We start from the raw sequence: 21,830 nt of genomic DNA, 5'->3' as shown, positions 1-21,830 counted from the left end.
GTCAGTCCTTGTAAACATCAGAAAAATAAAGACGTGTCTACCAGCATGGCCATTCATTCATGAACCTAATGTGCGCCTATAGGCGCAACATGTGCCTGTGGGTACAATCCGATGAATCAGATGGCGCTGCCCATCGAAGTCTCCGAACGCCTGCTCGAACTCGTCGGCTCGGTGCTGGACATCAGGGAGGTGTTCCCGCAGGTGTCCGAGACGGTGCGAGACGTCCTGCCGCACGACAGGCTGGTGATGACGCGCCATGACGATGCGCGCGCGCTGGTGGCGCACGCGTTCTCGAACGAGGATGGGCCGGCGCTCATCCGCATCAGCAGCGCGGAGATCGCCACCCTCCAGGACGGCTGGTCCCGCATCGTCGACGACATCACCACGCTCGACGCGCCATGGGCCGCGCTCGAGCCGGCCGACTACGGCGAGCGCCTGCGCGAGTCGGGGTATCGCGCGGTGATGTCGGTGGTCGTGCGCGCAGGACAGCAGCGGTGCGCGCTGCACTTCTGGTCGCGCACGCCGGGGGCCTATTCGGAGCGCGACGTCCCCGTGGCGCGGCACATCGCGCTGCACATGGCACTGGGGCTGTCGCACGAGCAGCTTGCGGAGGCAGCCGAACAGACGAGGGAAGCACGAGCGCGCGCGCAGCGGCTGGAGCGGCGCGTGCGTGCGCTGTCGGACGCGCTCGACTCGAGCCGCGGGCTCGGACGGATGGCCGGCACGTCGCAGGCGTGGATGCAGGTGGTCAACGCCGCGACGCAGGTGGCCGCGACCGAGACCACCGTCATGCTGACGGGGGAGTCAGGGACAGGCAAGGCAGTGCTTGCGCGGTACATCCACCGCGTGTCAGGACGCCGGCACGGTCCGTTCGTGGCCGTCAACTGCGCGGCGCTGCCGGAGCAATTGCTCGAATCGGAACTGTTCGGCTTCGAGCGTGGCGCGTTCACCGGCGCACAGCAGCGACGCGTGGGACAGATCGAAGCGGCGGCGGGAGGCGTGCTGCTGCTCGACGAAGTGGGGGAGATGACGCCGTCGGCGCAGGTGAAGCTGTTGCGCGTGCTCCAGGAGCGGGAGTTCACCCGGCTCGGGGGCACGCGCCCCGTGAAGGCCGACATCAGGCTCGTCGCCGCGACCAACCGCGACCTGCGCGTCGCGATGGAGCGCGGCGACTTCCGCGACGATCTCTACTACCGGCTGCACGTCTTCGGGATCCGGATCCCGCCGTTGCGCGAGCGTCCCGAGGACATCCTCGCGCTCACCGCGCAGTACCTGGATGACCTGTCGGCGTCGCTCGGGCGGGCACCCGCGGGCCTCACGCACGACGCGAAGGCCGCGCTCCTCGCGCATCCCTGGCGCGGCAACGCGCGCGAGCTCCGCAACGCCCTCGAACGCGCCGCCATCGTCGCCGAAGGGGGATTGATCGCCGCCGAGCACCTCGGCCTCGACCTGCACGCGCCGCGCACGATCGCCACGACGACGAACGTGCACGCGATGGAGCGTCAGTTGATCGAACGTGCGCTGCGCGAGACCCGGGGGAACAAGTCACGCGCCGCGACGCTGCTCGGCCTGTCACGCAAGCAGCTGTATCACCGCCTCGCCCTGTACGAGTTCGGGTGAGCACTGCCGTTGTCGTTGTCCCCCGAGCAGCGCGAACTCCCGCCACTTCCAGTGGCAGTCCACATCGGCGAATCCCATCTCGCGCAGCCAGCGGAGCCGCGTCTCCACGGTCCATGAGGATCATGCGCAGGACAAGGGGTTCAGGGTGCCATCGACGTTGCCGGCCATTCGCCGCAGGCCAAACTCGACGAGCAGGATCCAGCCGGCCAGCAGGTAATCCTCGAGTTCGAAGACACGGCGAGGCCGTCGATCCAAGGGCTGTCCAGACGGCGTCGACCCCTCGCCCCGAAAGCGGGCGGCGGCCTCGGCGCCGCGGTTCTCCGGCGTCGCGCGTGTTCCGCGATCCATGTGCGGCGGATTGTAGAACGCCGAACGCCGAATGCGAACGCTTGTCCACAGGTCGGTCGCAAGCAGGTAAGATGTGCGCCATGCTGAAGATGCTTGCGGCGACCGGCGTGACCCTTCTCGCGGCGGTGACCATGGCGTACGTCCAACCGGCAGCCCAGGGCGGCGCGGCCGAGGCGGTGAAGGCCGCCGAGATGGCGCGCTTCAAGGCCCAGACGACCAACGATTTCAAGGCGCTCGATGCGCTGCTCGGCGACGACCTCACCTACACGCACTCGAGTGCGGCCGTGGACACCAAGACCACCTACATCGAGAGCATGCGCAGCGGCCAAGTCAAGTACGAGTCGATCGAGTCGCGCGACGTGCAGGTGCGGGTGTACGGCACGACGGCCGTGATCACCGGCGCCGGACGATTCAAGGTGACCGCGCGCGGCCAGGCGCTGGACAACCAGTTGCGCTTCACCGACGTCTGGGTGCTGCGCGACGGCCGCTGGCAGATGGTGGCGTGGCAGAGCACGAGGCTGCCCTGAAGCAGGAAGGCAGGAAGCAGGAAAGCTGCATCAACGCACGTTCGCCGGCGTCACCCACGTCGACGTCACCGACTTTTGGCGTGCGCATCGGCATCGAGAACTGCCCGATGTCGTTCACCCGGGACGAGCGGCCTGGGAGCAAGAACCTGTGCACGACGCCGGTCGTCTGGCGGCGCGCGTTCAGCGACCTCGACGCGGTCGTCACGACAACAACAGCTCGAGATCCTCGCGCTTGAGATCGCGCAGCAGTGTGGTGTCGGCCGAGACGACGGCGTCGGCGAGGTGGCGCTTGCTGGCCTGGAGTTGCAGCACCTTCTCCTCGACGGTGTCGCGCGCGATCAGGCGGTAGGCGAACACGGCGCGCGTCTGGCCGATGCGGTGCGCGCGATCGATGGCCTGCGCCTCCACGGCGGGGTTCCACCACGGGTCGAGCAGGAACACGTAGTCGGCGGCCGTGAGGTTCAGGCCGAGCCCGCCCGCCTTCAGGCTGATGAGGAACAGCGGGCAAGGGCCCTGCTGGAAGCGTTCGACACGCGCCGCGCGGTTGCGCGTGCGGCCGTCGAGGTATTCGTAGGTGAGTCCTGACGCGTCGAGTCGATCGCGGAGCAGGGCGAGCAGCGACGTGAACTGCGAGAAGACCAGCACCTTGCGGCCATCCTCGACCAGTTCCTGCAGCCGCGGCAGCAGCATGTCCAGCTTCGCCGACGGATCCTTGGCACGCGCCTCGTCGACCAGCCCCGGATGGCACGCCGCCTGCCGGAGGCGCAGCAGCGCCTCGAGGACGTGAATGGCCGATTGCTGTGTGCCATCCCCGGTTGCGCCCTTGCCGAGCAGCCTGGTGTGATAGTGCGCGCGCAACTCGTCGTACAACGCGCGCTGTGCCGGTTCGAGATCGCAGAACAGCGTCTGTTCGGTGCGCGGCGGCAGTTCGGAGGCCACCTGTTCCTTCGTCCGCCGCAGGATGAACGGCCGCAGCCCACGTCCGACGATCGTCAGCATCTCCTCATCGTCAAGGCCATCGACCGTGCGCGCGCCGGTGAACGCCGTCGCCGATCCGAGCATGCCCGGGTTCAGGAACTCGAACAGGCTCCACAACTCGCCGAGGTGATTCTCGACGGGTGTGCCGCTCAGCGCGAGTCGGTGCGAGGCCTTCAGCAAACGGGCCGATCGCGCGGCGGCCGTGCGCGCGTTCTTGATCGCCTGCGCCTCGTCGAGGATCGCGTAGTCGAACGTGATGTCCTTGAGCCGGCCGATGTCGCGCCGCAGCGTGCCGTACGTGACCACCACCACGTCGTGCTCGCCCAGCGTGTCGAACGCCTCGCCACGCCTGCCACCCGTCGCGTCGAGCATCCGCAGCCCCGGCGCGAAGCGCGCGGCCTCCTGCAGCCAGTTGAACACCAGCGATCGCGGTACGACGATGAGCGAGGGACGATGGGGCGTCCCGTCCGTCTGTCGTTCGAGCCGCCGGGCTTCGAGCGCCGCCAGTACCATCACCGTCTTGCCGAGGCCCATCTCGTCGGCCAGGCACCCACCGAAGCCGAAGCGCCGCAGGAACGCGAACCAGCCGAGCGCGTCGCGCTGATAGCCGCGCAGCGCGCCGGTGAACGTCGGTGGCGGGTCCAGTGGTGCGATGCCCGCAAAGTGCGCGAGCTCGTCGCGCAGGCGGGCGAACGGCTCGTCCCACGTGACGGCGGGCTGCTCGGCGAGCCAGGCGTCGATGAGCGCGGCCTGCGACGGCTGGAAGCGGATGTGATCGCCCTCGATCTCGCCGACGGCGGCCAGGCGCAGTGACCGCGCGAGCCATTCATCGGGCAGCAGGCCGAACGATCCGTCGCCCAGCGTCACGAACGTGTCGCCCCTGCGTGCGGCGGCCAGCAGGGCAGGCAGGTGCGCACGCTCGCCGCCGAAGTCCACCTCGCCGCGCAGTTCGAACCAGTCGATGCCGGAGCTGATGCCGAGCGTCCACGTGCCGGGGCGACGGTACACCCGACCATCGGCCTCGACGCGCCAGCCTCGCCTGGTGAGCTCACGCACCACGAGCGGCAGGGCCGACTCGGGCATGTCGAACGGGCGTCCGCCCCCGGCGTTGGCCAGGTGCATGCGCGCATCCCACGGCAGCGTGCGCGAGGCCTGGAGATCGCGTACGCCAAGGCTGACCAGTTCGTCCAGCGCGCGCTGTTCCGCCGCCGGGTCGCGCTGCCACACGGCGCGTGCCGCGGCGTCGAACACCGTGAGTGCCGGCGCACCCGCGGCGACCTCCACGGGGCCGTACGCGAACGCCACCGTGAGCGACAACCGCGCCGCGGTCCACGCGGCGCGCGCCGCGGGCCGCGCGATCCGTGCGATCGGCTGCGGCCGTTCTTCGTGGACGTCGAGGTGCAGGTCGTCGGGGCTCGTGATGCGCGCGCGGGGTGTCGTTGCGATGGCTTCGAGGAGCTTCGGGGCGCCCTTGGCGGGCACGTCCACGGCTCCCGTGGCGAGCAGGCTCGCCAGCCAGCGCTCGGACCCTCCCGCGTCGAACAGCGACATGGCGGGCGGCTCCGTCGCAGTACCGCGCCAGAGCACCACCGCCAGCGTCACGAACCACGCCTCGTCGAACGGGCGTTCGCGCGCGGACTGCTCGAAGACGCCGTCCACGTGATAGCCGGTGCCGGCCGTCCCCGTGATGACGAGGCGGAAGGTGGCCGGATCGTCGAGCCAGCGGATCGGCTCGAGCGAGACCTGGCCGTGTTCGCGCGGCAGGCGAAGCATCAGCCGTCCCGTGGCGCACAGGCGCTCGGCGAGGTCGCGCTGCAGCGCGGGCGTGAGCACGAACGGCGACTGCAGCGGCAGCGAGCCGCCGTAGTTCCATGCGGCGGCCCACGCCGAATCGGCACCGCACACACGCTCGAGGATGTCGCGGTCGGCCTCGTTGGGCAGATGCCGCAGTTGACTGCGCGTCAGCGTGGCGTCGCGCGGTTTGGCCCACTCCCCGTTCTTCTTGCGCTGCCGCCGCTGCAGTTCGATGTGCAGCCCCTGCGTGTCGGTGGATCGCAGCGGATCGAAGACGTAGATCAGTTCGCCCTCGGCCAATGCCCCTGACGCGGCCGGCGCGCCTGGTGGTGGTGGAAGCGCGGCGAGGAACGTCTCCCACGCGGCGGGCGCCGCGCGGGTGTGCCGCGGTGTCGGCGAGGCGTCGTAGGACCGCCAGTCCCCGACAGCGCCCGAGACGTCGAGTTCGAGATCGGGGGGGACAACGACGATGCGCTGCCTGTCTGCGGTGACCGCGAGCGCCCAGAGGTGCTTGCACGGGCCGAGCGCGGAGTCGAAGTAGGGGCAGTCGCACGACGGGACGAGCCAGCCGTCCTCGATGTCGAGCGACACCTCGTACAGCGTGGAACCCTTGACGCGCGCCGAGACGCTCGCGGGGTTCGCGTGGACGATCGCGACGCGCCCCTGACGGCTGTACGCGTCGCCGCGCGCCTGTGTGGTGACAGAGACGAAGGGGCGCAGGGTGTCGGCGAGCGTGCGAGGCATGCGGGGCGAGCGATCAGGCGACGCCGACGGCCGCGCGGAACTCGTCGAGGAAGGCGCGTACCGTGATTCTCGGATCTTCCGGCCCCAGCGTCTCGATGGGCACGTATCCGCGATAGCGGGCGTCGCGGAGGATGCGCGCGATCTGCCGCAGGTCCACGCGCTCTTCGACGTTGCGGCGGTACACCAGTTCCTTCACCTGCCACGTGCACGCGTGCGGCGCGAGTGTCGCGATCTCGGCATACGGGTCGTCAGTCAGCCTGAGGCTGCCGATGTCCACGTTCAGCCCGAACCACGGCGAGGGGATGCGCTCCCGAATCGTCAGGTAATCGCCGGCCTCCTTCAGGGCATCGTTGTGGTTCTGCAGCACGATGATCACGCCGCGCGCCCGGGCGGCGTCGACGCAGCGCCGGATGCCATCGACGATCCAGTCCATCACCGTGGCCTTCGACACGTCCGGGGGCATCACGCGGCCGTCGAACACGCGAAGCACGGGCGCGCCGAGCCTGGCGGCCACGTCCACCCACCGACTGACGTGCGCCACGTCGGCGTCGCGCTTCACGGCGTCCGGCACGGCGAAGTCGTTGCGCACGCCGGTGCCGCTGATGGCCAGGCCCATGCTGAACGCGAGATGCTTGATGCGGTGGATCAATTCGTCAGCCGGCACTGACGGATAGCCCGTGAAGTAGTAGCCGGTCGGGTCCACCGCGTCGAACCCGATTTCGGCGCAGTACTCGATCACCTGTTCGAGCGTCATCTCGCCGCGCGTGAGCGGGCCGTTGAACGAGTACAGGTTGCAGCTCGTCTTGATGCGGCTCGGCAGCCCGGGCACGACGGAGGCATGCGCCGCTGGCGCGGTCGACACGACGCCATGGGTTCCCAGGACCGCCGGGATCGTTGCTGCCGCCAGGAACTCGCGTCGCGTGGGCATCGGCGTTCGGGAGGTGCCGGACCCGTGCCCGTTTGCGGGGGCGGCCTCCGGCGTGATGACCATCCGCGCAGTATAGTGTGCCGGCGGGGGAGACGCGAGACGTGACACGACGAGACGTGATGACGGCGATGGCGTGCGGCATCGTGGCGGCGTGCGGGGCGTCGCGCGCGGTCCTGGCACAGGGTGCGTCGGCGACGCAGATCGCCGATGCGGATCGATGGGCGAAGGACATGGCGGCTTTCGCCGCCGACGATGAGGCGCGGCCGTTCGCGGCGGGTGGCCTCGTGTTCGTCGGCAGTTCGAGCATCAGGTTGTGGGATCTCGGCGCCGCGTTTCCGGGTCGGCCCGTGCTCAATCGCGGATTCGGCGGTTCGCAGATTCCAGACTCGGTTCGCCACGTCGAGCGGCTCGTGCTGCGGCACACGCCTCGCACGGTCATCTTCTACGCGGGCGACAACGATCTCGCCGCCGGGCGATCGCCCGCACAGGTGTTCGCGGACTTCCAGGCGTTCGTCGCGGCCATCCACGGGTCACTGCCCGCCACGCGCATCGCGTTTGTGGCCATCAAGCCGAGCCTCGCGCGCTGGGCCATCGTCGACAAGGTGCGCGACGCCAACGCGCGGATCCGCACGCTTTGCGATGCCGACGGTCGGCTCGGTTTCGTCGACGTGGATGGTCCGATGATCGGCTGGGACGGCAAGCCGCGCGCGGATCTCTTCATTGCTGATGGGCTGCATCTGTCGGCGAAGGGATACGCGCTCTGGAACGTGCTCGTCGAGCCGTTCCTCGACTGACGCGCGCGCCGCGCGTTCGCTCGTCTCGCGCTCGTCGTTGTTCTCGATCACAGCCAAGTCGCGCGTGGGCCCCGTGCCTGCCGGGAGTGTGCGCACTGCCGGGTGCGTGGCGTCGCGTCTGCGAAACGTTGCGGTGTCGTCGGTCTCACCAGGCGTCCTCGACCGGAGCTGCCATCGTGCGCGTCGTCAATCGAGATCATCATCCCTTCGCCGTCACCGCGTCCGCCACGGGACAGGCCTTCCGGCACCTGTTGCAGCGTGCGCGCGGCGGCGACGCGTCTGCGCTGCACGGACTGTTCGCCCCGCACGTCGGTCCGTTGCAGCGATGGGCACGAGGACGACTGCCGCGATGGGCGCGCACCATGGCCGACACCGCCGATCTCGTGCAGGACGCCGTGGTGCAGACGCTGCGCCGGCTCGACGAGTTCGAGCCGCAGGGGCATCGTGCGCTGCAGGCGTACCTGCGCCGCGCGGTGGACAACCGCATCAACGACGAGTTCCGCCGCATCGCGCGTCGCGGCGTTGCCGAGGTCGTCGACGACTGTCATGCCGACAGGCAGCCGTCGCCGCTCGACGAGGCGGTGGCACATCAGACGGAGTCCCGATACAGGGACGCGCTTGCTCGGCTGCGTCCGACGGACAGGCGGCTCGTGGTGGCTCGCGTCGAACTCGGGTACTCGCTCGATCAGCTCGCCTTCATGACCAATCGTCCGCGCGTGGACACGGCGCGGGTTGCGCTGCGACGAGCGCTCGAACGCCTTGCGCGCGAGATGGCTCATGCGTGATGGCGGTCTGGCACTCCGCGGTGCGGTGACGGCCTTCATCGACGGTTCGTCGCCCTCCGGAGACGCGCCTGTGGAGACCGACGCCCGCGTGCGCCAGATGCGCCTGCTGGCAGGGATCGCCGTATCGCCCGACAGCACGCCGTCGACGTTCGATCGCTTGTGTACGCGCGTGTCCGTGTATCTGCGCGCATCGATGCGCCTCGGTCGTGCGAGAGGGGGTGTTCGAGCCAGTCGCGTCACCGATGCTCTTGCCGTGCTCGCGAGCGACACGCATCGTGCCCGTTCGCCTCGCGAGATTGCCGCCGCTCTCCATCGTCACCTGCCGTCGATCGTCAGCGCTCCGGTCGTGGCCGTACTCACGCTGGACGGACGCGCGTGGCGGACGCTGGCCGGAGACGGGCCGGCACTCGACCCGCAGTCGGCCACCAGCGCGCTGTTGTGCGGCGGCACGACGGTTCGCGTCGATACCTCGTCTCTGGCTTACGCGTTGCTGCCCGTGTCGGATCGCGAGTGGCTTGCGCGGTTCGGCGTGGCGGCGCTCGTGCCCATCGCGTCGCCGCATGGGCGTCCACTCGCCGGCGTGCTCGTGGGACGGCGGCATGACGGGCGGCCTCACACGCGCGCCGACCGTGCGTGTCTTGGCGTGGCGGCGAACATGGCGGCGGTGGCGTTGGCGACGTGCGGGCGTACATGTGACGCGCGCGGCGAGGGCGCCGCCGACGTGGCCTTCGAGTGCGGCGACTGCGGTGCGATTCGCGAGCATGCCGGCACGTGCACATGCGCACGCGGGACGGGTCTGGTCGCCGCGGCGTTGCCCGTGCGGCTGCATGGATTCGACGTGATACGTCGTATCGGGCGTGGCGGGATGGGCGTGGCGTATCTCGCGCGCGACAGACGTCTCGATCGGTTGGTCGTGCTGAAGACGCCTCCCGGGCTCGCGCCTGCTGCCCTGGACGGCATCCGCGCCGAGGCGCGCGCGATGGCGGCGATCGACCATCCGCAGGTGGCCGTGCTCTACGGACTGGAGGAGTGGCGGGAGACGCCCGTGCTCGTCGTGGAGTATCTGCCCGGCGGCACGCTCTCGGAGCGGCTGGCGCATGGACCGCTCGCCGTCCCTGATGCGATCGCGCTTGGCGCGTCGATCGCCGATGTCCTCGCTGCACTCCACGCGCGCGGCTGGCTGCACCGCGACGTCAAGCCGGCCAACATCGCGTTCGACAGTCACGGCCTGCCGAAGCTGCTCGATTTCGGTCTCACCCGGTGGACGGCCGATCGTACGGAGACGTCGGTTGCCGGGACGCCGCGTTACCTCTCGCCCGACGCCATCGACGGCGCGCCACCGGGGGAGCACGACGATGTCTGGGCGCTGGCCGTGACGACCGTCGAGATGATGACGGGCGTGCATCCGTTCGCGACGCGGACGCCTGCCGGCGTGCTGCGGCAGATCCGGTGCCGCGACCGTGTCGACGTGCGCGCGCTCGCTCCGGGGATCCCGCCAGATGTCGCCGACGTGCTGTCGCGTGCGCTGCACCCTCGCCGCTCCGCGCGCCTCACCAGCGCCGCCGCGTTCGCCGCTGCCCTGCGTCGTTGAACGGCACGGCCGGCCATCCGGCGGGCCGGTTCCCTCATCAAGGTGTAGCCGTCGGATTTCCACCTTCGCCCTGCGGGCTACGGCGGACAAGTCGTCCGGCAGTCCGTGATCGCCGTCCGCCGGGCGGCCTGCCGCGCCGTCGCCCTCGGCGAAGGCGGGAAGTCCCGCAGTGACACCGTGGTATTGCGGCCCGCTTCAATCGATGCGCGTGAAGGTGATGCCGGCGCCGCCGGGGAGGCCCATAGGGGCTGCGGCGAATCGCGCGCGGCCGCGTCCGACGGTCACGGCTCGTCCCGAGATCAACCCGACGCCTGCGCCGAAGAGGACGTCGCTCGCGAAATGCCGGCGCTCCTGGATGCGCGAGGCGGCCACGTACGTGGCCAGCGCGTACATCGGCGCGCCGACCTTCCAACCGAAATGCCGGTGCAGCACGGCTGCGTTGGCGAAGGTGCCGGAGGTGTGGCCCGACGGGAAGGACCACGCGTCGCCGTCCGGACGCGAGCGACCGACGCTCAGTTTGAGTCCCTGCGTGAACACCGAGTTGACGATCTGCGCGCGAACGAGGTCGGCGCCGACCATGGCAAGGCGCTCGTTGCCCACGACGCGTCCGAGGCCGTACGCCGCCCACGCACCACCGAACTGCACCGCGAATCCGCCCGCCAGTTTGCCAGGCGCGAAGAACGTGTCGAGCGAGGGGGAAGACGTCAGGCGCGCGGTGATCCGCTGATCGTAGGGGTGCATCAGCGACGCCGACGCGCTCGCCGACAGCATGATGATGGCGTTGTCGGTACTTGCCGCCGCGCGGAAGTCGAACGGGAGCTCGCTGATGAGGGAGCCCACCGAGGGCGCCGCATGTCGTCTGGGCGCGAGCGCCCCGGGCAATCGTATCTCGGGCGCCTGCCGCAGCGTGGTCGCCGCGGACTCGTGGACCCCCGGAGGCGATGCATCGAGTTCCTCCGGCAGGGCGGTGGGCGACGCGATCGGAGACGAGGTGGCTGTCGGGCCTTCCTGGGCGTGTACGGCAGGAACGGCCACCCACAGCACCGTGGCGACGGTGAGAGCGGACCAGTGACGCATGAGGTGAAGCACGACAACTGTACCTCAGGTGGGGATACAGTCGGCAACCGGCAACCGGCAACCGGCAATGGGCAACCGGCAACCGGACATCTCCGCGCTGGCGCACTACGGCGGGGCAGGCCGTCCGGCAGCGACGCCCGTCAACCGGTTGCCGGTTGCCGGTTGCCGGTCGTGATCACGCTCGTGGTGTCAGGACCGCGAGGTAGCCCTCGAACAGGAGGTCCCTCTGAACGCCCTCGAACAGCGGGGCGACGTGCGTCGTCAGCCAGGTTTCCACGTCCTCGACGGGCACGCCGCGGCGGATGGCGGCGTGGACGTTCGTCTCGGTCAGGAGGTACCGCACGTAGGTGTCTGCGGTGAGCGGCAGCGGCAGGGCGAACGATTCGCCGCGCATCAGGCGGAACGCCGGAGCCCTGTCGGCCAGAATCGCCGGAGACAGGGGAATCGCCTGACTGACCGGACTCGGGTACCGCCCCGCGAACGCGCCGAACGCCCGAACGAGCCCCGTGGTGTCGCCGCTGGCGAACGTCCGTGCGACGGAGAAGTCGTACACGGCGAGCACGCCGTCTGGCTCGATGACGCGGGCGAGTTCTGGCCAGCAGGCGTCGAGATCGCGCGCGAAATTGAGCGAGCCGGCTGCGGTGGCGAGGCCGATGGCGCGATCGGGCAGCGGGATGGCTTCCGCTGCCGCCACGAGTGACACGGCCTCCGGCACCACTTGTCGCGCAGCCGCCACCATCGCCTCGGACGGGTCGATGGCGACGCACGCGCGGGCGAGCCCGAGTAACGGACGCGTCGACAACCCCGCCCCGCACCCCACGTCAAGAACCCGATCGAACCGCCGCCCGCTGAGCCAGTCGTCGAGCAGCGCGATCACATGTGGGTGTACCCCGGGCCGCGCCCGCGCGTAGCCGATGGCCATGTGACGGTCGGAGAACGGGTTCATGGGCGGCTCAGGAGGTAGGGCTCTCCGAGCCCGGCCCCGCATTCGGCATTCGGCATCGCGGCATTCCAAGTATTCCCCGCATCGGCGGAGAATTCCGCACGGGCTGCCTGCGCACACGGCTGAGTGCCGGCGGGCGTGCGATTCATGCGTGGCTCGATGCTTGCACCGGGGACGCTCGTGGCAGTGGCATCCTCCCCGCAGGACCTGACCTCCCCACTGCCCGCCCCGGGTGCGACCGTCGCACCCGGGGATTTCGACAACCCTGCTGTCACGGTCGATCTGCTGCACCGGTACGACAAGCCGGGGCCGCGCTACACCTCGTACCCGACCGCCGTCGAGTTCCACTCCGGGTTCGGCGCCGCCGACTACGACGCGCATCTGTCTCGCGCCGCCACCAACGCCGACGCGCCGCTCTCCCTGTATCTCCACCTGCCCTTCTGCGAGTCGCGCTGCGCCTTTTGCGGCTGCTCGGTCATCGTCACGCGCAAGCGCCACGTGGCCGCCGAATACCTGACGTATCTCGTTCGGGAACTGCGCATGGTCGCCGAGCGCCTCGGTCGCCGCCGGCACGTGGTGCAGTACCACTGGGGCGGCGGCACACCGAGCTATCTCTCGCCCGACCAGATGCGCGGCCTCCACGCCGCGGTGTGCGACTCGTTCGACATCGAGGCCTCCGGCGAACGGGCCATCGAAGTCGATCCGCGCGTGACGTCATTCGAACAGCTCGAGGTGCTGCGTGCCCTCGGCTTCTCGCGCCTCTCGCTCGGCGTGCAGGACTTCGACGATGACGTGCAGCAGGCGGTCAACCGTGTGCAGGGCGTGGCGGCGACGCGCGCGCTCATCCACCACGCGCGGCAGCTCGGGTTCGCTTCCATCAACGTCGATCTGATCTACGGCCTCCCGAAGCAGACCGACGCGTCGTTCGCGCGGACCATCGACACGGTCATCGCGCTGCGGCCAGACCGCATCGCCGCGTACTCCTTCGCGCACGTGCCATGGATTCGCGCGCACCAGAAACTGCTGCGCGTCGAGGACCTGCCGTCGGCGGACCAGAAGCTGCGTCTGTTCGTCGACGCGCGGCAGCGTCTGATCGACGCCGGGTACGTCGCCATCGGCATGGACCACTTCGCGCTGCCCGGAGACGACCTGGCCCGCGCCGCGGCGACGGGGACGCTGCACCGCAACTTCATGGGCTACACCACGCGTCCGGCGCCCGATCTCGTCGGCCTCGGTGTCTCGGCGATCGGCGACGTGGCGGGCGCGTTCACGCAGAACACGAAGAAGCTCAGCGCCTACTACCGCGCGATCGACGAGGGCCGCCTGCCAGTGGAACGCGGCTACGCGCTCGACCCCGACGACCAGATCCGGCGCCACGTCATCGCGCAGTTGATGTGCGCGATGGTGCTCGACGTCCACGAGGTCGAGCGGCGGTTCGGCATCGACTTCGACGCGTACTTCGCGCGCGAACTGCAGGAACTGGCCGATGGTCCCGTACGCCACGGCCTGCTGCGCGAGCACGCCGGCGTGCTGCGCGTGACGCCGAGAGGCCGCGCGCTGGTGCGCAACATCTGCATGACCTTCGACCGCCACCTGCGCGAGGCGCGCGCCGCCACGCCGGTGTTCTCGAGGACCGTCTGATCGTGCCTCTCGTTGCGACGCTTCCCTCATCGACCCAGTCTGACGCGTGTGTCGTGCCTTACGCGTTCGAGCGACCCCCCGTCGGTGTCCTGCTCTTCAACATGGGCGGGCCTGACACGCTTGACGACGTGGAGCCGTTCCTGGTCACGCTCTTCTCCGATCGCGACATCATCGAACTGCCGCTCGGCGCGGCGATGCAGCCGCTCATGGCGCGCCTCGTCGCGCGCATGCGCCGCAAGGGGGTGCGCCGCAACTACGCGTCGATCGGAGGCGGGTCGCCGCAGCTGCGTCTCACGCGCGAGCAGGCCGTTGCGCTCGAGGAACGGCTGTGCGCCGAGGGCCGGCGGTGCGTGGTGGCGATCGCGATGCGGTACTGGCAGCCGGACACCAGCGCCGCGCTGGAGCGCCTCCAGGCGCACGGCGTCTCGCGCATCGTGGCGGTGACGCTCTATCCGCACTACTCGCGCGCCACGACCGGATCGTCGCGCCGCGAACTGGAGCGCACGCTGGCGCTGCCGCGGTGGCGGGGACGCTTCGACGTGAGCTACGTGGAGTCCTATCCGGATCATCCGCTGTATCTCGACGCCATGGCCGATACCGTCGGCCGCGCGCTGGCGACGTTCCCCGAGGCGCGGCGCGATGGCGTGACCATCCTGTTCAGCGCGCACGGCCTCCCGCAGAAGTTCGTGGACGAGGGCGATCCGTACGTCGATCACACGCACGCCACGGTGCGCGGCATCCTCGAACGCCTGCGTATCCCGAACCCTCACACGGTCGCGTTCCAGTCGCGCACGGGCCCCGTCACGTGGATCGGCCCCGGCACCGAGGACGTCCTGCGCGATCTCGGCGCACGCGGTGTCCGCGACGTGTTGATGGTGCCCGTGTCGTTCGTCTCCGACCACATCGAGACGCTGTACGAGGTGGACCAGTTGTTCCGCGACGATGCGATGGCCGCAGGGATCGTGGACTACCGGCGGAGTGACGCGCTCAATACGCACCCGCTCTTCATCGAGACGCTCGCGGATCTCGTGCAACGGCAGCTCGCGCCGGTATGACTGGCGACGGCCGGCCGCGAGTCGCCATCGTCGGTGGCGGGATCGCGGGACTGTCGCTGGCACACACGCTCCTGAAGTCCGTCGACGTCGACGTCGTGGTCTTCGAGCGCAGCCCACGCGCGGGCGGCAACATCCGCACCGAGGTCAGAGACGGGTACACGTGCGAGTGGGGTCCGAACGGCTTCCTCGACAGCTCGCCGCCGACGCTCGATCTCGTGCGCGAACTCGGGCTCGGCGATCGTCTCCAGGTGGGCGACGACAGCGCACGCAGGCGCTACATCGTCAGGGGCCTGCGTCTGCACGAGGTGCCGACGGGCCCGGTGAGCCTGCTGCGGAGCGGTCTGCTGTCGTGGCCCGCCAAGGCGCGCCTGGCGTGGGAACCGTTCGCGGCGTCGCGCCCCGCCGGCGACGAGACCATCCACGCCTTCGCCGCGCGCCGCATCGGCGGCGAGGCCGCCGACATGCTGATCGATCCGATGGTGTCCGGCGTGTTCGGCGGCGACGCGCACGCGCTGTCGCTGCGCGCGTGCTTTCCGGCCATGTGGCAGATGGAGACCGATCATGGCGGTCTCGTGCGAGCGCTCGTTGCACGTCGGAAGCGGTCACGCGACAAGGCCAACGGCATCGGTGCGCCAACGGGCCGGCTCACGTCGTTCGCAGGCGGTCTCGACGTGCTCGTCCGCACGCTGGCCGATCGTCTGGGCCATGTCGTTCGCACGAGTGCGGGCGTCGAGGCCGTCGTGCGCACCGGGACCGGCGCGTATCGGCTGCTCTGCGAGGACGGCCGCACGGAGGTTGCCGATGCCGTCGTGATGGCCGGCGGGTCCGCGCAGACGGCGCGCATCGTCCGCGACTTCGATCGTCCGCTGGCCGCGGTGCTCGACGAGATGCCCACGGCGAGCATGGTCGTTGCGTGTCTCGGCTTCTCCGAGTCGCAGTTGCCGAGACCGCTCGACGGCTTCGGCTACCTGATCCCGCGCATCGAGGGATTGCGCACGCTGGGCTGCGTATGGGACTCGATCGTGTTCCCCGGCCGCGCCCCGAAGGGCCACGTCCTGATGCGGGTGATGATGGGCGGCGCGAGTGATCCCACAGCGGTGACGCTGGACGATGACAGGGTGCTGGCCGTGGTGCGTAAGGATCTACGAACGATACTCGGCATCGACTCCGCGCCGTCGTTCGTCAGGCTGATTCGCCATCGGACCGGTATTCCGCAGTACACCGTCGGCCACCGCGATCGCGTCGCCACCGCCGAAGCGCGCCTCGCCAGACACCCGGGGCTCTTCCTGGCCGGCAATGCCTATCGGGGTGTGTCCATCAATGCATGCATTGCTGACGCCCGCAATTTCGGCATCGCCCGATTGCAGAATCTCAGGGGATCAGAGGCAGCGCCGGCTCTTGGAGCCCGGCCGCTCATCTGAAATGTCCTACGCTTCGGCTGCCCACGTGGGCGCGTCGGCCAGCCGGTACAGCATCTCGCCGGCCTTGCGGACCAGGAGCACCCCTTCGGCCTCGCGGTTGGCGAAGGACTCGATGTCGATCGTCGCGGGGTCGCGGTAGCCGAGATTGAGCTGGCGGCAGATGCCTTCGGGGATCTGGCTGGCGACGGTCACCTGGATGCGGCAGCGTTCCACGCCGTCTTCGTACGTGCCCACGCCGCGGACGTGCGTGGAGTGCGCGAGCACGCCCCACGGCAGGTGGCCGAAGCGATCCCATTGTTCCCGGAAGTAGTCGCGGCAGTGGTAGCCGATGTCGAGCAGCAGGTGGCCATGCGTCACCGAGACCTCGGCGATGTGCGGCGCGTAGATGATCAACTCGCCGCCGTCGGCAACGACGGGTTCGAGCTTGTACATCCCCTTGCCGCCCGTCCAGAGGTCCTCGTACATGCGTGGCACGCACGACAGCACCGTGTGATACGGCCGCTCCTTGTAGACGATGTGGGTACGGCGCGAGAGTTCGCTGGCGTCGGTCCACGCGGCTTCGGGTGTCCCGGCGACGATCCCCGCGAGCGCGCCGTCTGGCCGGACCACGAGACAGAAGCACGTCTTCGGCACCGGCACGAGCGCGCCCGCCGCGTCGACCACCTTGCGCACGGGCGTCCACTTGTTCCCGATGATCATCGGGTTGGTCACCACCGCGCCGAGCCAGTGGAAGAAGTTCAGGATGGCCGGGCCGCTCACGCCGGGGAACAGGTACTTGTTGCCGCCGGAGAAGCCCACCACTTCGTGCGGGAACACAGGACCGATGATGACGATCCTGTCGTACTCGAGCACGCGCCTGTTGATCTCGACGGGCACGTCCATCGCGAACGCGCCGCCTGTCAGTTCCTGGATCCGATCGGCCTCCAGCACGCCCACGCGCTGCAGGGCGGTGGGATCGTCCCACGCGTGATTGAAGAACGCGACGTCGCGATACCGTCCCTGCCGCTCCTCCATCGTCATGTCGAGACGACGGCAGATGGCCTCCTCGGACATGGGCTGGTGCGTGCCGAGCGCGATCATCACGTCGAGCGCGGCGGCGTGTCCGCTCAGGTGCTCGTGCAGGAGCCTGAAGACGGTGCCGACGGGCGCCGTCCGCGTGCCGTCTGGCACGATGGCCAGCACGCGCGTGCCACCCCAGTCATCGAGCGGACAACAGCGCGTGACGACATCGGCGACCGCGTCGCGTGACACGGACGCGTCAGGCGCGGCTATGGCAGACAGACATTGCGAGAGGTCGGTCACGGATGCCCACCATCATAGCGGAGAGGATGGACACGCTCGGCAACCGGCAACCGAACGGTGGAGTTCAACCGAACTCGGGACCGATGATGGCGAACATCAGCGGATGGAGGACGGAGGGCGAGGCCGGTAGCGGACGGGGCGCGGGGGGGCGCCAGGGGCCGCGGTACATGCGGGTGAAGGGGCGCTGGGCGATGAAGCCGCAGGCTTCGACGAGCGAGCGCCAGCCGGGACTGGCATCGTCGATGTCGATGTAGAGCCTGGCGTCGGGGTGCGACGTGATCGCGGCGTCGAGCAGGGCGGCGGAGGTGTCGACCTCGGGCGCGATGATTGGGCCGATGTGGACCGCGTCGTGACCGATGCGGCCCAGCACGACGCCGGTCATGTGGCCGGCCGACTCGCACACCCACGCTGTTGTCGGCGCACCGTCGCGCAGCCACGCGAGCATGGCGGCGCGATCGAGTCCCGTCGTGTGCGCATCGAGTCGCGCGATGGCGTCGATGTCGGCTGGCGTCGCCGGCCGTACGTTGGGATGGAGCGAACGGTCGTGAACCCCCTGGCCTCCATCCGTGAGAGGTTGTCGCTGCATCCGCACCAGCGTGCCGGCTGCAACGAAGCCGAGTTTCTCGTAGATGGGTTGCCCGAGCGGTGTGGCGTCGAGACCGAGCGTGTCTTCGAGGTGGGCCGTAGCGATCGCGTGTCGCAACAACCGCGTGCCGATACCGCCGCCGCGCCGATCGGCGTCCACCAGCACCATCGCCAGCCACGCCACGCCACCGCGCCCCGCGTCAGGCGTGGCGGCTGCATCCATCGCGGCATACCTCATCGTCGCCACGGTGCCGATGACGACCCCACCACCGGCGACAGCCACCGTGGCGCCATCCGGCGTGAGCGTCAGGAACTGCCGCCAGTCGCTCGCGACCTGATTCCACCCGCTCTGTCGGCAGAGCCGCAGCCCCGCGTCGACGTCCGACTCGAGCATCGGCCGCAGCACGGCAGTCTCGGGTAAGGACATGAGGGAAAGCATAGCGTCCATCTGACGCTGCCCAGGCCTTGCCGCACCGAAGCACCGGAGGTGCGGAGGCGGGCCGGTGCCCGTTGTCGGCAGATGTCCGGTTGCCTGTTGCCGGTTGCCCGTTGCCGGCAGTTATGATCCCCCCGATGCCAGACACACCGTGGCCGCTCTCCATCGCCGACGAGGCGCAACTCGACGATCGCCTCAGCACGCCGAGCGTGGCCGCCATCGATGCGATGCGCGCGCTCGCCGACGACCTCATCGTGCTCGGCGTGGCCGGGAAGATGGGGCCGACGCTCGCGCGCATGGCGCGGCGCGCGTCCGATGCCGCCGGCGTGACGCGGCGCGTCATCGGCGTGGCGCGCTTCTCCGAACCCGGGCACGAGCAGGCGCTCCAGGCGCACGGCGTCGAAACGATCCGCTGCGATCTGCTCGACGAGGCCGCCGTCGAGCGACTGCCCGACGCGCCGCTCGTCATCTACATGGCCGGGCGCAAGTTCGGTTCGACGGGCGACGAATCGCTCACGTGGGCGATGAACGCGTGGCTGCCGGCGGTGGTCTGCCGGCGCTACGCGCGAAGCCGCATCGCCGCGTTCTCGACAGGCAACGTCTACGGCCTCACGCCAGCCGGCCGGGGCGGATCGCAGGAATCCGATCGCCCGTCTCCTGTCGGCGAGTACGCGATGAGCTGTCTCGGACGCGAGCGGATGTTCGAGCACTTCAGCCGCGCCAACGGCACGGCCGTGTCGATCCTGCGCCTGAACTATGCGACAGAGATGCGTTACGGATTGATCGTCGATCTCGCGCGTCAGGTCCACGCCGGGACGCCCATCGATCTCGCGATGGGCTACGCCAACGTCATCTGGCAGGGCGATGCCAACGCGATGTCCATCGCCGCGCTGCGGCACGCGGCATCGCCGCCGTACGTCGTGAACATCGCCGGTCCCGACGAACTCTCGGTACGTGACGTCTGTCTCGCGCTCGGCGCGCGCATGGGACGCGAGGTGCGATTCACCGGCACCGAAGCCGGCGACGCGCTTCTCAGCAACGGCGCGCGCGGGTGGACCGATCTCGGCCGGCCGGACGTCGCGCTTTCGCAACTGATCGACTGGACCGCCGACTGGGTGTCGCGCGGCGGATCGAGCCTCGGCAAACCGACGCACTTCGAGTCGCGCGACGGAAAGTTCTGACATGGACGCAGTCATTCGTGCCGCGCTCGACAGCGGCCTCGTGATTCCCGCACACCCGCTCGCGCTCGACGTCGAGGGGCGCTTCGACGAAAGACGTCAGCGTGCGCTGACGCGTTACTACGCGGCTGCCGGTGCCGGCGGCATCGCCGTCGGCGTGCACACCACGCAGTTCGCGATTCGCGACCCGAAGATCGGGTTGTTCGAGCCCGTGTTGTCGCTCGCGCGCGAGGAGATGGATCGCGCGGACGTCGGACGCGTGACGCCGCTGGTGCGCATCGGCGGCGTGTGCGGAGACACGCGGCAGGCATGCGATGAGGCGACGCTCCTTGCGACCCTCGGCTATCACGCCGGCCTGCTCAGTCTCGCGGCGCTGCGTACCGCGACAGACGATGAGCTCATCGCGCATTGCCGTGCAGTGGCGGCGAGCATCCCCATCGTGGGCTTCTATCTGCAGCCGTCGGTGGGCGGCCGGCGACTCTCGTACGCGTTCTGGCGGCGGTTTGCGGAGATTTCCGGCGTGGTGGCGATCAAGATCGCGCCGTTCAACAGGTATCAGACGCTCGACGTCGTGCGCGCGGTGGTGGACGCCGGACGCGACGACATCGCGCTCTACACGGGCAACGACGATGCGATCGTGGCCGACCTGGTGACGCCGTTTCCGGCAGGCGAGGGCCGGCAGCGGCGGATCATCGGCGGACTGCTCGGACATTGGGCCGTGTGGACGTCGAAGGCGGTGAGTCTGCTCGACGAGTGCCACCGAACGTGGGAGCAGGGGCGTGTCGATCAGGCCCTGCTGCGGCGCGGCATCGAAGTGACGGATTCGAACGCCGCGTTCTTCGATTCGGCCAACGGATTCGCCGGCTGCATCGCCGGCATTCATGAAGTTCTTCGTCGCCAGGGCCTGCTGGAAACGACGCGCTGCCTCGACGCACACGAAGTCATGAGTCCTGGCCAGGCCGACGAGATCGATCGCGTGTATCGCGAGTATCCCCACCTGTCCGACGACGCGTTTGTCGCCGAGCACCTGGACACCTGGCTGGAGGGATAGGAGTCGGCAACCGGCAACCGGCAACGGGCAACCGGTCGCTCCATCCCGCCGAGCCCGGCCCCTTACTGGTCGAGGCCGAGGGCCGACGCGGCGAGGTAGCCGGCGCTGGCGGCCCAGGCGATCGCGGTGCCGAGGGCGATCAGGATCACTGCGAACACGCCGACTGTCAGGGCCGAATGCGGAACTGCGCCGCCGTCGGCCTGCAGCAGGTGCGCGCCGCCGGTGACGGCCGTGACCGTAGCGCCCCCGAGTCCCTGGGGGACGATGGCCTGGTGTTCCGGCGACCAGGGCCCCGCCACAGACACTTCGACGCCAACGGGCAGGGCGTGCTCCTCGATCAGCAGGGTCGCGGGATCTGCCGTGGTGCCCGTCCGTCGCCAGTCGTGGCGGACACCCGACGTCTGCTCGCTCACGAGCTCACCGAACATCGTCACGGCGGACGCCATCGTGCCGAGATATGACTTGTCCTCGAACGTCGTCGTCCTGACGTATCGGCGCGCGCGCTCGACCACGTCAGCCGTCTTGCGCGTCGTCGGCGTGTCGAGCAGCCTCGGCATGGCCAGCACGCGAATCGCGCGCCGATCGGCATCGATGATGAAGGGCAGGCTCGCCATGCCCCACCAGTGGGGCACCGTGGTCTGGTGCCTCATGTCCTCATCGTCGTGGTCCTGTACCCGTTCGTAGATGCGATAGTCGTAGGCGACGCATTCGACGCCCGACAACGGTGCACGCAGCGGCATGCCGCTCTGGAGGTGCACGTTGCCTGTCACGATCATCGGTCCGCCGCCCGAGGGCGGCTCACCCGTGCGCGCCCGCGCGAGGATGGTGCCGCGACTGCGCTCGCCTCGCCCGTATCCCATCAGCAACTCGACGATGCTGGACAGTCCGAGGACGAGCAGCACCGCGGCAGCGAGCGCCGCCCACGGCCGCAGCACCGGTGCCACGTCGGCCCCCGTCGCGTGATCGATGACGAACGTGAGAGCGGCCGCGAGGGCGAGATACGCGAGACAGCCGAGGGCCTTCTTCATTACA

General features: G+C 69.5%; 18 protein-coding genes. 10 read left to right on the top strand and 8 right to left on the bottom strand.

Going from position 1 to position 21,830, the window contains the following annotated elements:
- The first annotated feature begins 111 nt into the window (after positions 1-111).
- Positions 112-1,620: a sigma-54-dependent Fis family transcriptional regulator gene (locus IT182_06890; protein ID MCC6163059.1), complete on the top strand. Its 1,509-nt coding sequence runs from the start codon at positions 112-114 to the stop codon at positions 1,618-1,620.
- 120 nt (positions 1,621-1,740) lie between these two features.
- Here IT182_06890 and IT182_06885 read toward each other — a convergent pair whose 3' ends face one another.
- Positions 1,741-1,968, bottom strand: coding sequence for a hypothetical protein (locus tag IT182_06885; protein ID MCC6163058.1), 228 nt, complete (start codon positions 1,966-1,968; stop codon positions 1,741-1,743).
- 131 nt (positions 1,969-2,099) lie between these two features.
- On the opposite strand from IT182_06885, the gene IT182_06880 reads away from it, so the two are divergent.
- Positions 2,100-2,495, top strand: coding sequence for a nuclear transport factor 2 family protein (locus tag IT182_06880; protein MCC6163057.1), 396 nt, complete (start codon positions 2,100-2,102; stop codon positions 2,493-2,495).
- Positions 2,496-2,696: 201 nt separating this feature from the next.
- Here IT182_06880 and IT182_06875 read toward each other — a convergent pair whose 3' ends face one another.
- Together IT182_06875 and IT182_06870 are read right to left on the bottom strand one after the other, a co-directional pair.
- A complete protein-coding gene (locus IT182_06875; protein ID MCC6163056.1) occupies positions 2,697-6,011 on the bottom strand; it encodes a DEAD/DEAH box helicase in 3,315 nt (1,104 codons plus the stop codon).
- A 13-nt stretch (positions 6,012-6,024) separates the two neighbouring features.
- Entirely contained in the window at positions 6,025-7,002 is a 978-nt protein-coding gene (locus tag IT182_06870; GenBank protein MCC6163055.1) for a sugar phosphate isomerase/epimerase, read from the bottom strand.
- Positions 7,003-7,040: 38 nt separating this feature from the next.
- Between IT182_06870 and IT182_06865 the strand changes: the two genes are divergently transcribed.
- From IT182_06865 to IT182_06855, 3 genes are all read left to right on the top strand, one after another.
- Complete coding sequence (locus tag IT182_06865) at positions 7,041-7,733, top strand: hypothetical protein (GenBank protein ID MCC6163054.1); 693 nt, start codon at positions 7,041-7,043, stop codon at positions 7,731-7,733.
- A 176-nt stretch (positions 7,734-7,909) separates the two neighbouring features.
- The gene (locus IT182_06860; GenBank protein MCC6163053.1) at positions 7,910-8,518 is read left to right on the top strand and encodes a sigma-70 family RNA polymerase sigma factor; all 609 of its coding nucleotides are present in this window, start codon (positions 7,910-7,912) and stop codon (positions 8,516-8,518) included.
- Positions 8,511-10,109, top strand: a complete 1,599-nt coding sequence (locus tag IT182_06855) for a serine/threonine protein kinase (GenBank protein MCC6163052.1) — start codon at positions 8,511-8,513, stop codon at positions 10,107-10,109. Before IT182_06860 ends, IT182_06855 begins: the two co-directional genes overlap by 8 nt.
- Positions 10,110-10,304: 195 nt before the next feature.
- On the opposite strand, the gene IT182_06850 is transcribed toward IT182_06855, so the two are convergent.
- Together IT182_06850 and IT182_06845 are read right to left on the bottom strand one after the other, a co-directional pair.
- Positions 10,305-11,198, bottom strand: a complete 894-nt coding sequence (locus IT182_06850) for a phosphatase PAP2 family protein (protein MCC6163051.1) — start codon at positions 11,196-11,198, stop codon at positions 10,305-10,307.
- Between the two features lie 163 nt (positions 11,199-11,361).
- Positions 11,362-12,132: a class I SAM-dependent methyltransferase gene (locus IT182_06845; protein ID MCC6163050.1), complete on the bottom strand. Its 771-nt coding sequence runs from the start codon at positions 12,130-12,132 to the stop codon at positions 11,362-11,364.
- Positions 12,133-12,288: 156 nt separating this feature from the next.
- On the opposite strand from IT182_06845, the gene hemN reads away from it, so the two are divergent.
- The 3 genes from hemN (at position 12,289) to hemG (ending at position 16,246) form a co-directional block, all read left to right on the top strand.
- Complete coding sequence (gene hemN, locus IT182_06840) at positions 12,289-13,770, top strand: oxygen-independent coproporphyrinogen III oxidase (GenBank protein MCC6163049.1); 1,482 nt, start codon at positions 12,289-12,291, stop codon at positions 13,768-13,770.
- Positions 13,771-13,871: 101 nt separating this feature from the next.
- Positions 13,872-14,825 carry a ferrochelatase gene (hemH, locus tag IT182_06835; protein ID MCC6163048.1) on the top strand — a complete coding sequence of 318 codons (954 nt, stop codon included), beginning with the start codon at positions 13,872-13,874 and terminating at the stop codon, positions 14,823-14,825.
- Positions 14,822-16,246, top strand: a complete 1,425-nt coding sequence (hemG, locus tag IT182_06830; protein ID MCC6163047.1) for a protoporphyrinogen oxidase — start codon at positions 14,822-14,824, stop codon at positions 16,244-16,246. Before hemH ends, hemG begins: the two co-directional genes overlap by 4 nt.
- Positions 16,247-16,252: 6 nt before the next feature.
- Here hemG and IT182_06825 read toward each other — a convergent pair whose 3' ends face one another.
- Complete coding sequence (locus tag IT182_06825; protein MCC6163046.1) at positions 16,253-17,428, bottom strand: DUF2088 domain-containing protein; 1,176 nt, start codon at positions 17,426-17,428, stop codon at positions 16,253-16,255.
- A 184-nt stretch (positions 17,429-17,612) separates the two neighbouring features.
- Positions 17,613-18,560, bottom strand: a complete 948-nt coding sequence (locus IT182_06820) for a GNAT family N-acetyltransferase (GenBank protein ID MCC6163045.1) — start codon at positions 18,558-18,560, stop codon at positions 17,613-17,615.
- 146 nt (positions 18,561-18,706) lie between these two features.
- Here IT182_06820 and IT182_06815 point away from each other — a divergent pair, with 146 nt between their 5' ends.
- Together IT182_06815 and IT182_06810 are read left to right on the top strand one after the other, a co-directional pair.
- Complete coding sequence (locus IT182_06815) at positions 18,707-19,750, top strand: NAD(P)-dependent oxidoreductase (GenBank protein ID MCC6163044.1); 1,044 nt, start codon at positions 18,707-18,709, stop codon at positions 19,748-19,750.
- Between the two features lies 1 nt (position 19,751).
- Positions 19,752-20,798 (top strand): dihydrodipicolinate synthase family protein, encoded by a 1,047-nt coding sequence (locus tag IT182_06810; GenBank protein ID MCC6163043.1) that lies wholly within the window; start codon positions 19,752-19,754, stop codon positions 20,796-20,798.
- 62 nt (positions 20,799-20,860) lie between these two features.
- On the opposite strand, the gene IT182_06805 is transcribed toward IT182_06810, so the two are convergent.
- On the bottom strand, positions 20,861-21,826 hold the full coding sequence (locus IT182_06805; GenBank protein ID MCC6163042.1) for a hypothetical protein: 966 nt from the start codon (positions 21,824-21,826) through the stop codon (positions 20,861-20,863).
- Between the last annotated feature and the right edge of the window lie 4 nt (positions 21,827-21,830).

The sequence above is a fragment of the Acidobacteriota bacterium genome, assembly GCA_020845575.1.
GTDB lineage: Bacteria > Acidobacteriota > Vicinamibacteria > Vicinamibacterales > Vicinamibacteraceae > Luteitalea.
Note: the sequence above shows the minus strand (reverse complement) of the source record. Positions and strands in the feature narration are given on the sequence as shown.

What these genes read in the sequence shown, in the direction of transcription:
- IT182_06890 (MCC6163059.1), top strand. Translation starts at nt 112, where the DNA reads ATGAATCAGATGGCGCTGCCCATCGAAGTCTCCGAACGCCTGCTCGAA.
- IT182_06885 (MCC6163058.1), bottom strand. Translation starts at nt 1,968, where the DNA reads ATGGATCGCGGAACACGCGCGACGCCGGAGAACCGCGGCGCCGAGGCC.
- IT182_06880 (MCC6163057.1), top strand. Translation starts at nt 2,100, where the DNA reads ATGGCGTACGTCCAACCGGCAGCCCAGGGCGGCGCGGCCGAGGCGGTG.
- IT182_06875 (MCC6163056.1), bottom strand. Translation starts at nt 6,011, where the DNA reads ATGCCTCGCACGCTCGCCGACACCCTGCGCCCCTTCGTCTCTGTCACC.
- IT182_06870 (MCC6163055.1), bottom strand. Translation starts at nt 7,002, where the DNA reads ATGGTCATCACGCCGGAGGCCGCCCCCGCAAACGGGCACGGGTCCGGC.
- IT182_06855 (MCC6163052.1), top strand. Translation starts at nt 8,511, where the DNA reads ATGCGTGATGGCGGTCTGGCACTCCGCGGTGCGGTGACGGCCTTCATC.
- IT182_06845 (MCC6163050.1), bottom strand. Translation starts at nt 12,132, where the DNA reads ATGAACCCGTTCTCCGACCGTCACATGGCCATCGGCTACGCGCGGGCG.
- hemN (MCC6163049.1), top strand. Translation starts at nt 12,289, where the DNA reads ATGCTTGCACCGGGGACGCTCGTGGCAGTGGCATCCTCCCCGCAGGAC.
- hemH (MCC6163048.1), top strand. Translation starts at nt 13,872, where the DNA reads ATGGGCGGGCCTGACACGCTTGACGACGTGGAGCCGTTCCTGGTCACG.
- hemG (MCC6163047.1), top strand. Translation starts at nt 14,822, where the DNA reads ATGACTGGCGACGGCCGGCCGCGAGTCGCCATCGTCGGTGGCGGGATC.
- IT182_06820 (MCC6163045.1), bottom strand. Translation starts at nt 18,560, where the DNA reads ATGTCCTTACCCGAGACTGCCGTGCTGCGGCCGATGCTCGAGTCGGAC.
- IT182_06815 (MCC6163044.1), top strand. Translation starts at nt 18,707, where the DNA reads ATGCCAGACACACCGTGGCCGCTCTCCATCGCCGACGAGGCGCAACTC.
- IT182_06810 (MCC6163043.1), top strand. Translation starts at nt 19,752, where the DNA reads ATGGACGCAGTCATTCGTGCCGCGCTCGACAGCGGCCTCGTGATTCCC.
- IT182_06805 (MCC6163042.1), bottom strand. Translation starts at nt 21,826, where the DNA reads ATGAAGAAGGCCCTCGGCTGTCTCGCGTATCTCGCCCTCGCGGCCGCT.